At 57.0% G+C, this 12,926-nt stretch carries 14 protein-coding genes and 2 pseudogenes; 11 read left to right on the top strand and 5 right to left on the bottom strand.

The genetic code is table 11. From position 1 onward, the window contains the following. The 7 genes and pseudogenes from H8S55_RS11900 to H8S55_RS11870 form a co-directional block, all read left to right on the top strand. A partial coding sequence (locus H8S55_RS11900; protein WP_366467936.1) for a radical SAM protein occupies positions 1–546 on the top strand: 546 nt, incomplete at its 5' end. A gap of 33 nt (positions 547–579) precedes the next feature. Continuing rightward, complete coding sequence (locus H8S55_RS11895; RefSeq protein WP_186879129.1) at positions 580–789, top strand: hypothetical protein; 210 nt, start codon at positions 580–582, stop codon at positions 787–789. Positions 790–809: 20 nt separating this feature from the next. Beyond that, positions 810–1,313 carry a flavodoxin family protein BilS gene (gene bilS / locus H8S55_RS11890; protein ID WP_186879128.1) on the top strand — a complete coding sequence of 168 codons (504 nt, stop codon included), beginning with the start codon at positions 810–812 and terminating at the stop codon, positions 1,311–1,313. Between the two features lie 25 nt (positions 1,314–1,338). Further along, a complete protein-coding gene (locus H8S55_RS11885; protein WP_186879127.1) occupies positions 1,339–1,860 on the top strand; it encodes an SRPBCC family protein in 522 nt (173 codons plus the stop codon). Positions 1,861–1,880: 20 nt separating this feature from the next. Continuing rightward, positions 1,881–2,042: pseudogene (locus H8S55_RS11880) on the top strand (macro domain-containing protein); the annotation flags it as partial. A gap of 84 nt (positions 2,043–2,126) precedes the next feature. Next, positions 2,127–2,405 carry a hypothetical protein gene (locus H8S55_RS11875; protein ID WP_022289754.1) on the top strand — a complete coding sequence of 93 codons (279 nt, stop codon included), beginning with the start codon at positions 2,127–2,129 and terminating at the stop codon, positions 2,403–2,405. A 242-nt stretch (positions 2,406–2,647) separates the two neighbouring features. Then, positions 2,648–2,824 carry a hypothetical protein gene (locus H8S55_RS11870; protein ID WP_022289753.1) on the top strand — a complete coding sequence of 59 codons (177 nt, stop codon included), beginning with the start codon at positions 2,648–2,650 and terminating at the stop codon, positions 2,822–2,824. Positions 2,825–2,959: 135 nt separating this feature from the next. Here the strand turns inward: H8S55_RS11870 and H8S55_RS14240 are convergent, their stop codons facing one another. Together H8S55_RS14240 and H8S55_RS11860 are read right to left on the bottom strand one after the other, a co-directional pair. Continuing rightward, entirely contained in the window at positions 2,960–3,400 is a 441-nt protein-coding gene (locus H8S55_RS14240) for a helix-turn-helix domain-containing protein (RefSeq protein ID WP_366467938.1), read from the bottom strand. A gap of 155 nt (positions 3,401–3,555) precedes the next feature. Next, positions 3,556–3,897 (bottom strand): annotated as a pseudogene (locus tag H8S55_RS11860) (sigma-70 family RNA polymerase sigma factor); the annotation flags it as partial. A gap of 133 nt (positions 3,898–4,030) precedes the next feature. Between H8S55_RS11860 and H8S55_RS11855 the strand changes: the two are divergent. The 3 genes from H8S55_RS11855 to H8S55_RS11845 all read left to right on the top strand — a co-directional run bounded on the left by H8S55_RS11855 (position 4,031) and on the right by H8S55_RS11845 (position 6,235). Next, positions 4,031–4,933 carry a hypothetical protein gene (locus tag H8S55_RS11855; RefSeq protein ID WP_366467933.1) on the top strand — a complete coding sequence of 301 codons (903 nt, stop codon included), beginning with the start codon at positions 4,031–4,033 and terminating at the stop codon, positions 4,931–4,933. 76 nt (positions 4,934–5,009) lie between these two features. After that, positions 5,010–5,825, top strand: coding sequence for a hypothetical protein (locus tag H8S55_RS11850; protein ID WP_186879124.1), 816 nt, complete (start codon positions 5,010–5,012; stop codon positions 5,823–5,825). Positions 5,826–5,899: 74 nt separating this feature from the next. Beyond that, on the top strand, positions 5,900–6,235 hold the full coding sequence (locus H8S55_RS11845; RefSeq protein WP_147562083.1) for a YerC/YecD family TrpR-related protein: 336 nt from the start codon (positions 5,900–5,902) through the stop codon (positions 6,233–6,235). A gap of 980 nt (positions 6,236–7,215) precedes the next feature. Here the strand turns inward: H8S55_RS11845 and H8S55_RS11840 are convergent. After that, positions 7,216–8,451: a flagellin N-terminal helical domain-containing protein gene (locus tag H8S55_RS11840; RefSeq protein ID WP_186879123.1), complete on the bottom strand. Its 1,236-nt coding sequence runs from the start codon at positions 8,449–8,451 to the stop codon at positions 7,216–7,218. Between the two features lie 222 nt (positions 8,452–8,673). Here H8S55_RS11840 and H8S55_RS11835 point away from each other — a divergent pair, with 222 nt between their 5' ends. After that, the gene (locus H8S55_RS11835) at positions 8,674–10,080 is read left to right on the top strand and encodes an AAA family ATPase (RefSeq protein WP_186879122.1); all 1,407 of its coding nucleotides are present in this window, start codon (positions 8,674–8,676) and stop codon (positions 10,078–10,080) included. Here H8S55_RS11835 and H8S55_RS11830 read toward each other — a convergent pair. Both H8S55_RS11830 and H8S55_RS11825 read right to left on the bottom strand, forming a co-directional pair. Next, positions 10,023–11,021 (bottom strand): hypothetical protein, encoded by a 999-nt coding sequence (locus H8S55_RS11830; RefSeq protein ID WP_186879121.1) that lies wholly within the window; start codon positions 11,019–11,021, stop codon positions 10,023–10,025. The two genes, H8S55_RS11835 and H8S55_RS11830, sit on opposite strands and share 58 nt — an antisense overlap. Further along, positions 11,014–12,924 (bottom strand): cell division protein FtsA, encoded by a 1,911-nt coding sequence (locus H8S55_RS11825; RefSeq protein ID WP_186879120.1) that lies wholly within the window; start codon positions 12,922–12,924, stop codon positions 11,014–11,016. Before H8S55_RS11825 ends, H8S55_RS11830 begins: the two co-directional genes overlap by 8 nt. Positions 12,925–12,926: the final 2 nt, after the last annotated feature.

The raw sequence follows: 12,926 nt of genomic DNA, 5'->3' as shown, positions 1-12,926 counted from the left end.
GATCTTGTGGTACGGGATATTGATCTGCTGAAGAACCTTGGACGAGTGACCGTTTCATGGTCGATCAACACACTGGATGAAAATTTCAAGAACGATATGGACTCTGCTTCGAGCATTGAACGGCGCATCGCTGCTATGAAGGAAGTATATGATGCAGGTATCCGTACAGTCTGTTTCGTATCTCCGGTATTCCCCGGCATCACGGATTTTGAAGCAATCTTTGAGCGGGTAAAGGATCAGTGCGATCTGTTCTGGCTCGAAAATCTCAATCTTCGAGGCGGTTTCAAAAAGACAATTATGGATTATATCGCTGGAAAATATCCTGATCTTGTACCACTTTACGACGAGATCTATAACAAGCATAACCGTAGCTACTTTGAAGCACTTGAAGTAAAAGCTGAGGAAATGGCTAAGAAGTATGATTGTGTCTTTGCGGATAATGAAATGCCTTATGGCAGAGTCCCGCAGGGGCATCCGGTGATCGTAGATTATTTCTATCATGAGGAAATCCGTGGGACAGAGAATACCGGAAAAAGAAATCGCTAACTTCCAATTTAACGAACAGGAGATGTTGATCGCATGAAAATCCTATATGAACTATCTTGGTTATGGGAAATGTTGGGCATTGCACTTGTTGCTGCGGCTGTCTGCATGGCTTGCGCCGCGCTGATCTGCAAGGCAGTGAAGAAGAAACTCGGCAAAAAGGTGTTGGCGGTTATAGGGGCTGCGGCATTTGTGGGCGCAATTCTTGCGGTCATACTGATTGCCCGGACACCGATGCCGCTTTGATAAGGCAGGAGGCTTTTGCTATGGATAAGGGAAGATATTCGATTATATTCAGCAGCTTGACCGGCAACACGAAAAAACTCGCCGACACAATCCGCGCAGTGCTTCCGTCAGAAGACTGTGATTATTTCGGTGCGCCGGAAACGGCGGAATTGCACTCTGAAATGCTCTATGTCGGCTTTTGGACGGATAAGGGCAATGCGGACAGTGCTGTCTTGCAACTGCTGTCAAAGCTGAGAGGCAAAAAGATTTTTCTGTTCGGGACGGCGGGCTTCGGCGGCAGTGCGGCATATTTCCAGAAGATTCTTGATCACATCAAGCAGTCTGTTGACCCAAGCAATACTGTGGTCGGAGAATATATGTGTCAGGGGAAAATGCCGCAGTCTGTACGGGATCGCTATATGAAAATGAAGGCACAGCCGGAGCATCCGGCAAATATTGATGCGTTGATCGATAACTTTGACCGTGCGCTTTCCCATCCGGATGAGGACGATTTAGAAAGACTTAGAAAAATCATTTTGGGGTGACAGCTTTGACAGGAGAAATAGAAAAATGGTTGTACTTACCGAGCAGATAGAGATTCCGGCTTCCTATGAAAAATTAAAGGCATGGACTGCTAACTTTGAGGAAGAGTTTGTGAAATGGAGTCCCTACCACATCGAATGCAATCTCTATAACGGGAACTATCATGCTGGAAGTAAGGTCCGCTTCCGCGAGATTGTTATGGGGCTGGACTACGATGTGACAGGCACGATTACGGAATGCGAACAGGATGAGAACCACTTCTGCATTGTATTCCGGAGCGACAAGAAGACGGCGTTCATCACCTTTGAAGGAAAAAGAACGGAAACAGGATGCAATTTCTCTCACACCGAGGCTTTCGGCATGACCACGCCGGTAATTGGGGCGATCATGAACTTTCTGATCTTCAAGGTGTTTTTCAGGAAAAAGGCAAACTGGCAGCTTATCCGGGACGATATGATTCTGGATAACAGGTATTTATACGACATTCTGACCGAAGGAAAATACCCGGAACGAATCCCGCTGGACAAGCTGCTGACCGGCGCGAAGTAACCGAATGGGATGGCTTGATTATGCCGCTTCAAATCGTCAGAAATGACATCACAAAAATGAAGGTGGACGCCATCGTCAACGCTGCCAACGAGTCGCTGCTGGGTGGCGGCGGTGTGGACGGCTGCATTCATCGTGCCGCTGGATCGGAGCTGCTGGCAGAATATGAAACGCTCCATGGCTGCTGCTTTGCGGAACAGGAATTATCTTGTACTTGAGAGCGCTGTGTGGTACTATATGCTGGTATTGTTCACGATGGGAGAAATTATATGTTCTTTACGATGGATGAGGTCGCGCTAATTGACGGCCTTATTGCGACCTACTTCGTTTCGGATTCTGTATCAGAAGATGTGCGGGTCAGATATTATGAAACGCATCAACACCTCCAAGACAACCGAACCGATTATGTGGATTTGAGGAACATAAAGGAGGCCCTTTTCTTTTTGGCTCCGTTATTTCATGGGAGTATCCAATTCGAAAAGGATATTTGGTCAGTCATTGCAAAGACGCAGAGATTATTAAAAGAGAGCAGCCCTGTTGCAGAGTAAACTGCAGCAGGGCTGTTTCTTTTTCTTCCTATCTTCCTGCATAGTCAATCGTTGGAAGATTTTTATCCCGTTAGGGTGGTCAAAAGGCCCTCTTTTTCTACATTTATTCTGAAGAGCTCTTTAGTTTATGTAGAAGGAGGTCTACATGCTGAATTCGAAGTCTGGGAATATTCAGACACGGCATATGCAATGGAAAACGCACATAGAGTTAAGCATCAAACGCTCTGGAAAGGAGGGCAACAATGGAAGTATTTCTAATCTATCCCAAGTCAGAGCAAGCACAAAAGGAACTTGCCCATGAACTTGCAAAATTTCATGCAGAGCAGGCACTGAAGAACATCTTGAAGTTGCCCTGTTCCACGGAGCAAAAGTTAGAGCTGGTAGATGCAGTAGTGAAGCATTTGAAAGAACAAGCATAATAAATCCACAGGGTTCTCATGAACGCTGACCTGATAGAAAACCGAGCAGACTGATTATCAAGACCAGTCTGCTCGGTTATTCTGTATACGACAGTCACGCAGTACATTCTCATCGCAGTTAAGAGCATTTACCCTCTATTTGAAGTACTTCTCCCAAGTGGATTTGAAAAGTTGTTTTCTGTTCTGCTCCCATTGTTTGAGGTTGCAAAGGCTGATGCCTAGCCTATCAGCATACTCTCTTTGCGTTAGGCCAAGCTTCATTCGAATTGCCTTGATCTGCTTACCCTGGCCGTTTCTCAGAAAGAGATTGTAGTCATCCAGAAGTCTTTCGACTGGAACCTCGAAAAGCTGCGCGATTTTCTCCATGTGCTTCGGAGAGTAAAAGTCCTTTCCATATTCTTCATAATGAATATAAGTACTTCGGTATATACCGGCGTAGTCAGCTACGTCTCTCTGCCGCAAGCCTTTCTGGTATCGAAGCCAGCGGAGCTTGTCCGCTGTTTCAGTGATTTCGGAGAAGTCCGAGAACTGCAGATTGAACTTTTCTGCATCCTGAAACTTGTGCGGCAGTATCACCGGAAATTGAAGAATTTGTAGCGGGGCTACTTTTACTGAACCTGATATATTGGAAATCAGAATGTAGCAGCGGACTTCCACTTGCGCCAGCAGGCGCCATTTTGCACCAAAAGGTGCCTGTTTTGCTACTTCATCCTCCGATAGTTCCGCTAAGTGAGGATAGTATTTTCTATACACCTGCTGGCATAAGTCGCCAACCTCACATTTTTATCCGCTTTAAAAGTCGAAATTCCTTTGATAAGCCCGATGGTGCCGATGGAGATCAGGTCGTCCTGGTCCCCGGACTGGGAGTAGTACTTTTTCACGATGTGGGCCACCAGGCGCAGATTGTGTTCCACCAGCTTGTTGCGAGCTTCTAAATCCCCCTGGGCCCAGCGCTGCAAATATTCCCGCTCCTCCTCCGCCTTCAGGGGACGTGGAAAGGACCCGCCCCCACCTGACAGGCGCAGGGTGAAAAACAGACCGTTCAAAAGCAAATAAATGGCCGGAGACAGCATGATAACACCCCCTGTTCCAAACTATGTAAAGGATGGTCGTCCCTATGCTGGGGCCTCCTTGCAGAATTGCGGCATTTCTTTTATAATGCAAGCAGAACGCCGCACGATACCACACCAAAGAAGGAGTCACACCGTGAAACGAGATGTCGCTTACTATCACCTCCCCGGTCTATTTGAATTTTATGAACTCTACCAGGTTTTTCTGCCTCTGTTCCGGGCCCACCGGGAATACTTTTACCCCTGGTGCCGAATCGGCTCTATTTACGGCGCTCCCTCGGATTGTCTCTGGGGCGGCGGACGGGTTGGCTGCGGGGAACACGATCCCCGGGAAGTGCTGGAGCTGATGGCGGAATACGGCATCTCCGCCCGGCTGACCTTTAGCAACTCCCTCCTCCGGCCCGAGCACCTCTCCGACCCCAAGTGCAACGCCCTGGCCCGCCTGTTTGCCGAGTATGACGGCCCGCAAAACGGCATTATCGTCCACTCAGACCTGCTGCTGCACTACCTGCAGGCGGAGTATCCCGGGCTCTATTTCGTCTCCTCCACCACCAAAGTCCTCACTGCTTTTTCCCGGCTTCGGCAGGAGCTGGACCGGACAGACTTTCGCTATGTGGTGCCCGACTTCCGCCTGAATAAGGCCCTCCCCCAGCTGGATGTCCTGCCCCAGGATTTAAAAGACAAGGTGGAGTTTTTGTGCAACGAATGCTGCTTCTTCGGCTGCAAGGACCGGGCAGCCTGTTACCGGGCGGTCAGCCGGAAAAACTTGGGGGAGCCAGGCCAGGAGCACCACTGCGCCGCGCCCGATGCCGCCGGGGGCTACCGCTTTTCCAAAGCCATGGAAAACCCGGGCTTCATCGGCGTGGACGATATCCAGACCATCTATCTTCCCATGGGCTTTTCCAACTTTAAAATCGAAGGCCGCAGCCTGGGCAGCGCCCTGGTGCTGGAATTTCTGCTGCACTATCTGACCCGGCCCGAATACCAACTTCACGTGCGGGAGGAACTCTATCTGGACAATATGCTGGACCTGTTTTAACCCTTCGGCTTAAAATTCAGTTGCATTTCCCGCCCTTTCGTGGTAGCCTTTGGTCAGCAATACAGGAGGTTTTTCTATGAACAAATTTCAGTTATTCGGCGCAGTGTGTCTCTCCGCCGCCCTGCTCTCCGGCTGCGGGTCCTCTCAGGGCAGCCAGAGCTCTGACAGCGCCAGTCAGAGCGGCGGCTCTGAGTCGGCCAGCAGCTCCGCTCCGATGGACTACTCTTTCGCCCTCTCCCCGGAGAAGCAGCTCCAGGTCATGGCAGACCATGTGCAGGACTGGCAGGTGGCCGACGAGTGGGACTGGTGGGGCTATACCGTGGCCGACCTGGACCAGGATGACCGGCTGGAGCTGATCGTCTGCCAGATTCAGGGCACCGGGTCCTATACCAGCAACGCCATCTGGCAGGTCAACGCCGATGGCTCCGGCCTGAGCCAGGTCAAAACCCAGGACAGCTGCCAGCCTGTGTTCCAGCCGGATGACTTTCAGGGCACCCCCACCTCCGCGATCCGAGCCTATCAGAACCAGTCAGATGGTGTTTATACCTACATTCTGACCGACTCCAACAAGGACGGAGCCGCCCACTACTATGAGAGCAAGCGGGCCGTCTCTTTGAAGGACGGTGCGGTGAAAGGCTTCTTCCTGGGCTATCGGAACACGGAGTATGACGAAAACGGTCAGGAGCAGGTGACCTATGAGGATGCCCAGGCGCAGGCCATCCCCCAAGCGGACTATGACCAGATCGAGCAGCGTTATTTCGGTGACCTCCAGCGCTGCACCGCCACGCTCGCCTGGCTGGACTGTGTCCCCGGCACCCAGCTGGCAGGGAACGGGCTGGCCGATCAACTGGCCGAATGCTGGCAGAGTTTCACCCTGGCGGCGGACAGCTGAGCGGGTCCATATTTCCCTCTCGACATTTCCTCCGTCATCTGGTACAATAAGGTCGGTGAAAAAGGAGGTTTTTTATGTCGCATTTGCAACGCAACCAGTCAGAGCCCATTGACCGGTTATTCCAGGGCATTCTTTCGCTGGACACGGTGGACGAGTGTTACACCTTTTTCAGCGATCTGTTTACCATTCAAGAACTCACCGCCTTTGCCCAGCGCTTTCAGGTGGCCGGGCTACTGCTGGACGGCAATACCTATGAGATGGTCCGCAATCAGGTCCCGGTGAGCAGCTCTACCATCACCCGCATCAACACTGAACTGCGCTATGGCTCCGGCGGCTATCAACTGGTTCTAAACCGCCTGAAAGAGGGCGACACACAGGGCTCTGCACAGGACCCTGTCCCGGCGAAATGACCCGGACAACATAAAGCTACACTGATCTCAAAAACAAGCGTACCGTCTGACCGGCCCGGTCAAACGGTACGCTTTTTTACTCCCTGTGACCTACTTGCATCCCCTTGTCAAAAAGGACTCATACCGGTCGCATATCCTTGATTATCCGTTGCGAAAAATAAGGGCGTGCAAAGAGACTGTCGAAAAAGCCTGTCATTGCGAGGCCGATTCCCCTTATCAAGGGGAAATGTCCCAAAGGGACAAAAGGGATAGGGCTAGCTGTCAGCGAAGCTGACTGAGGGATTCCGTTTTTAGGACAGCTTTCCTGGGGTCGGAATCCTTCCGTCACGGCTGCGCAGCCGTTGGCAGCTTTGCTGCCTTACGGATGCGGCGTACCCCTTGCGGGTGCTTCGCCGTGCCACCTCCCTTTGACAAGGGAGGCTGCTGGACGGGGATACTGTGGGTGCATACGCCCTCGGCGGGCCGCTGAGGACAGCGGCCCCTACGGACAAGGTTCGTCACATTCCGTAGGGGCGGATGTCCCCATCCGCCCGCAATGCTTGCCTTGTACGCCGACGGCGGGCGGATGATATCCGCCCCTACACCTGCTTCACTGGTCTCTTGTAGGGGCGGCTATCAGCCGCCCGCCCTCTCAGTCACGGCTCACGCCGTGCCAGCTCCCCCACAGGGGGAGCCAAGGGAACGAGGGGGGCGTACCCCTTGCGGGTGCTGCGCAGCCGTTGGCAGCTTTGCTGCCTTACGGATGCGGCGTACCCCTTGCGGGTGCTGCGCAGCCGTTGGCAGCTTTGCTGCCTTACGGATGCGGCGTACCCCTTGCGGGTGCTGCGCTCCTCGGAATGACAGAAAAGGGTTTATCGACACGCTGAAAAAGCGGAAGGAGCGCTTGTGCGCTCCTTCCGCTTTTTTTGGGTCGTTCGGACGCGCCGTATGGCGTCGGTCGTCCGAGGGGAGAACAAAATCGCTTTTGCCCGTTCGGCGGATTACTGCAGCAGCTGCAGCACGCCCTGGGGCACCTGGTTGGCCTGGGCCAGCATGGCCTGAGCGGACTGCACCAGGATGTTGTTCTTGGTGTAAGCCATCATCTCGTCGGCCACGTCGGTGTCGCGGATGGTGGACTCGGCATCCTGAATGTTCTCGGTCATGACGGACAGGTTGTTCTGGGTGTGCTCCAGACGGTTCTGGATAGCGCCCAGGTCGCCGCGGGTGGAGGACACGGTGTTGATGGCATCCTTGATGGACTGGATGGCCTTGGCAGCGCCCTCCTGATCGGCGATGGTCAGGGTGTCAATGCCCAGCGCCTTGGCGTGCATATCGCCCACGTTGACCTTCATCTTGTTGAAGCGGTCAGCGGTGTCGCCGATCTGCAGGGTGAGCTTCTCACCGGTCTTTCTGTTCTGGTCGACGGTGCCGGTGGCATCATTAACGGCAGTGTCAGTAGCACTGGTGGTAGTGTCTTTACCGCTGACCTTCACATCGGCCAGCACTTGATTCAGATCAGCCGATTCATCGGCGCTCAGCTTATCCTTAACGGCATCAATGTTCGCGTGAGCAATGAGATCCTGAATGTCAGCGGCAGTGTAAGTCTTATTCTGCTGCAACTTAATTTCCAGCTCACCGTTAGCTTTAAGAGTCGCCGACGCGGCATCAGCACCAACGGCACCAAACTTGACAGTGAGGTCTACTTTGGCTCCCCCAACGCTGATCTGCTTGTCGTGGGCGATGGAAAGATCAATGGCAGCCTTATTGCCATTAGTATCAGCCGCAGCCTTAAAGTTCGTGGTCTTGAGGCCGTCCATGCTGCCGTCCAGCAGCTTCTTGCCGTTGAAGTTGGAGCTGTCGGCGATGCGGTCGATCTCGCTGCGGAGGGAGTTGACCTCCTTCTGCAGGTTCAGGCGGTCCACCTCGTTGTCGTAGGTGCCGTTGGCGGACTGGGTAGCCAGGTAGTCCATGCGGTTGAGCATGTCGTGGACTTCCTGCAGAGCGCCCTCAGCGGTCTTCACCAGGGAGACGCCGTCCTTGACGTTCTTGCTGGCGGCCTTCAGACCGGTGATCTGGGCGCGCATCTTCTCGGAAATGGCCAGACCGGCGGCATCGTCACCGGCGCGGTTGATCTTGTAGCCGGAGGACAGCTTCTCCAGGTTCTTGCTCAGGGCGGAGGTGTTGTTGTTGTAGTTGCGGTAGGCGTTCATCGCCATAATGTTGTGCTGAATACGCATGATAAAAAACTCCTTTTCAGTTTGCCGGGCAATTCCTTTTGCCCGTCTGTTTCGGTTTTTCCCCGCAGCGCCGCGCCGGCCGGCCGCTTTGCCCCGGGTGATTTGCCTTACATTTCTTATATCGGCCCGGTTTCCGGGAAATTAACCGCTTTTCCGATTTTTCGCAAAATTTTTTTCTAAAGCCGCTCCCCGGCGGGTATGATTAGCCACAGGGGGTGCGCGATGGAAACGAAATTTGCTCAATTCTGCGGGGCGGAGCCTGCCTTTTACCAGGCGCTTCGCCGCCGCGTGGACCTCTGCGGTCAGTCGGGCCGCAGCTACGAGTTTTCGCCCTGCGAGCTGCCGACAGGCTGTGCGCCCCGGTACGCGGCCCTGGGCTTTGCCCGCCGGGAGGACGGGGCGTATCTTCTCTACTGGCGGCCCGCCGTGCGCTACGGCGGCGCGGACGGCGTGCTCCGCGCGCTCTTTGCCCGCAGCGTGTGGCGCTTTGATTCCTACGAGCTGCTGTCCGCCCGCCTGCGGACGCTCCGCCCCGCGGGGGAGCTGTCCGCGGCGGTGCTTCCGGCACCGGAGCCGTCCCCTGCCCCGAGGGCGCAGCCCTCCCCCGCTCCCCAGCCGATGGGGGCGCTGTTCCCCCGCCTTGTCCGCGAGCTGGGGGCGCGGGTCCTGGGGCAGGAGCGGGCGGTGGAGGCGGCGGCGTTCCGTCTCTGCGCCCACGTCGGCAAAAGCGCCCCGGCCCGGCCCCTGTCCCTCATTCTCTACGGGCCGACAGGCGTGGGAAAATCGGAATTGGCGAAGGCGGTGGCCCCGGCGTTGGAACGGTGCGGCGGGCCCCGCTATCAAACGGTCTGGACGGAGCTGAACACCTTTACACAGCCCCATTCCGTCCACCGGCTCATCGGCGCGCCGCCGGGGTATGTGGGCTACGACGATCCGCCCATTTTCGAGGCGGTGCGGGAAAATGCCCGGACGGTGTTCCTCTTTGACGAGCTGGATAAGGCCCACCCGGAGGTGTTGAAGATGTTCCTGTCGGTTTTGGACGAGGGGCGCATCACCGCCTGCCGCCCCGGCAAGGACGGCCAGCGGGAGCTGGATTTCCGGCAGTGCATCTTTGTCTTTACCAGCAACGCCGACCTCACCGGCCGCGGCGGGCGGCGCATGGGCTTTTCCGCAGACGGCCCAAAGCAGGAAACAGCCGCCCCGGCCACGCTGGCGGAGCGGCTGTATCAGGAAAACGAATCCGCCCGCCGCGCCATGGTGCGGCAGGGGGTCTTGTCGGAGATCGCGGGGCGCTTCACAGGGCTGATCGGCTTTCAGCCCCTCACGCTCGCGGCCCGGCGGGACATCACCCGCAAGCAGCTCCGCGCCCTTGGGCGGGAATACGGCGTGGTGATCGCCGATGCCGACCCGGACACCGTCGCCGCCCTGACACCAGAGGCCGGGGGGCTGTCCGTCCGCTCGTCGGTGGCGGTTTTGGAGGGCCTGCTGGCCCCGCTGTTATCTCAGTGGGCGGGCTCCGGGGCCGCGCTTTGGCTCTCGGGCCGTCCCGATGCCCTGGGGCTCACGCCGGTTCAGGGCGCGGAGAGATCGGCCTCCTCCACCTCGTTGGTCTCCACGTTCAGCCGGTAGATGTGCCGCCGGTCGGAGGAGAGGTAGTAGTCGCCGCTGTTCTCGTTGCCGCCGGTCTGCGGGTTCTCGCGGCAGATCTTGAAGCGGAGGCAGGGCGTGCCGTTGATGAGCACCTTGCCGTCCTCCACATAGATGCGGTAGTTCTTGACCTCGTCCGTGCTGACACCCAGCAGGCTGGGGATGCAGTAGCGCATATAGCTGGTGGCCTCGGAGAGGGTCATTTCCACCGGCTGCGGCGGATCGGGCAGAGCGCCCTCCACCTTTTCGGGAACGACGGTGACGATGTCCTCTGACCACTCTACCCGGAAGGCGTAGAAGAAGCTGTCCTCCTCCGCCGCCTCCATCACCAGCTGGACGCTGCCCGCGTCGGTGTCAAATTCCGGCTGCTTCGCGGGCTGCAGCGTGCTGTCCACCGGGTAGAAGCCCACCGCCGAATCCGTCAGCAGCGTGGTGTACGCCGAGGCGACGGCCGCCGCGTTCCCCAGGCCCTCGTAGTGGAAGGCGTTCGCCACGGGGGGTGCCGACTCGGCGGGTTTTTCCTCCGGCTTTTCCTCCGGTTCCTCGTCCGATTTTTCGTCGGATTTTTCGTCCGGCTTCTCCGGGTCGGCGGTCTCCAGCACCACGGGCTGTTCTTCCTCCTCCGGGACCATGCCGGGGACCTCCTCGCGCGTCACGACGATGTCCGCGTTCAGCACCGGCAGCGCCGTGAGCTTCAAGTCGCCCAGCTCATAGAGCATGGGGGCCTCAATGGTCTCCGGCTGGACGACTTCCTCCTCCTTTCCGCCTTCTTTGCCCTTGCTGCCAAACGGCTTGAAGACGATCAGCGCCGCGACTGCCACCAGCAGGACCGCCGCTGCGATGATGATAATTTTCTTTTTCCCCTTTACGGGTGCGCTTTTCTGTTTGCGCTCCTTCTGTTTACGCTCTTTCTTTTTACGCATAGCAGATCATCACCCGGTCCCGCGGCTTGATAACATAGCGGAACCCGCACTCCTCTCCGTTGACCTCCAAGCGCACCGGCCTGTCCAGATGATCCAGATCCAGACCGGAAAATTGCAGCAGGTCCATCATGTAATAGGGCAGGCCGTTACCCTTGCCAGGCAGGGACAGCGGCTCGCCGTTGAGCTCCACTTCGATCGCCCCGCTGCTCGGCATCACCCTCACCGCGTCTTGGTCGTCCGTGAGTCCCGGTGCCACCCTCACCGCAGCTTGGTCATCCGCGCGGCTCTCCGCCGCAGCTTGGTCATCCCCGCGGCTCTCCGCCGCGTGTTCGAGCGTGAGGATCACATCTCCGCTGTGAAGGACGGTATCCGGCGACGCGTCCTGATTGTTCACCAGCACACGGCCGGTAAATTCGGGCAGCAGCTCTCCCAGCGTCCGCTGCGCGTCCGCGCCGGATCGTGCGGGGACGAAGCTCACGCTGTCTCCCGCGTGAACGATGGCGCTCAGCGCCGCCTCCTGCTCGTTCACGGTCAGCGCCGCAGGAACAGACGGCTCGCCGCGCAGAATGATACGCCGTCCGTTCAGCGTGACGGCAAGGCTCTTCCCGTTCCTGCCGAGTATGTCGGAATAGGTGTAGCCGTTCATCAGCAGAATGTCGCGCAGCGTCAGCACGCCGCTACGGAACAGCTTCGCGGGTTTCCCGTTGAGCAGGACGACATAGCTGTCGTTCAGCAGCCCAAGCCCCGCCGAGACTGCGATGCCCAGCGGCGTGGCGTACTCGGGGTCATCCAGCTTGATGCGGTCGGCATAGACGCTCTTGGCAAAGTTGTTGCCCGCGATGGCCACCCGCTTTTCGTCCATATTCAGCTTCTCAGACACCTTTTCCTTCAGCCCGTTCAGCTTACTGCCGCCGCCGGCAAGAAACAGCGCCGAGGGCGCCGCGCCGTTGGTTTCGAGCACCTGCTCGGCAATGGCCGTGGCCAGCTTATCCATCGGCTCGTCGATCACCGCCATCGCCGATTCATAGGAGACCTCATTTTCCAGTCCCATGATGTCGGTGTAGCGAACGGACTCTCCCTCACGCAGCGTGCGCTTGACCTCCTCCGCTGTCTGGAAGTCGATCAGAAACGCGCGCATCAGCGCCTCGGTGATCTCGTCGCCCGCGATCGTCGCCATGGTATAGCCTGTAATGCTGCCGTCGCGGCAGACGGCAATATCCGTGGTGCCTGCGCCAATGTCCACCAGCGCGAGGTTCAAAAGCCGCAGCTCCGCCGGAATGGCGGCATTCATCGCCGCAATGGGCTCCAGCGTCATGCTGGAAACCTGAAGCCCCGCCGTGCGCATCACGGCATACAGGCTCTCGACCACCTCACCGGGCAAAAAGGTCGCCACCACATCAGCCTCGACCTCGATGCCGCTATGATCGAGCAGCGTCACCATGGGGTAATGGTCAAGGCGGTACTGCGTGACCGTGTAGCCCACCAGAAAAAGCCGACGGCGCTCATCGTCCTCCGTCTGCAGCGTCTCCTCCGCCGCCGACACCGCTCCCGTTTCGAGCTGGCTGACCTGCTCGACCGTGATCACGTTATTCTCCGGCAGGGAAAGTGAAAAGGTGCCCGCTTTCGTTTGCAGCGCGCGTCCCGCCGCCGCAACGCACACGCGCTCCAGAGAAACATTGAGCCGCTCCTCCAGCCGCTGCGTCACCTGCCGCACCACCTCCGCTACTTGGCGGATATTATCGATCTGACCGTCTATCATGGCGCGCTTTTTGTGCTCCGCCGCCTCCACGTCGAGTACCTTGAAGCGGTCACCGTCGGTCTGTCCGACCATACCGATCACGCTGCGAGTGCCAATGTCAAGCGCATAAATCAGATCGTTTTCCTGTGCTTTGTATTCACTCATGC

The sequence above is a fragment of the Flintibacter faecis genome (assembly GCF_014287875.1).
GTDB lineage: Bacteria > Bacillota > Clostridia > Oscillospirales > Oscillospiraceae > Lawsonibacter > Lawsonibacter faecis_A.
This window is presented reverse-complemented; position numbering and strand designations above follow the sequence as displayed.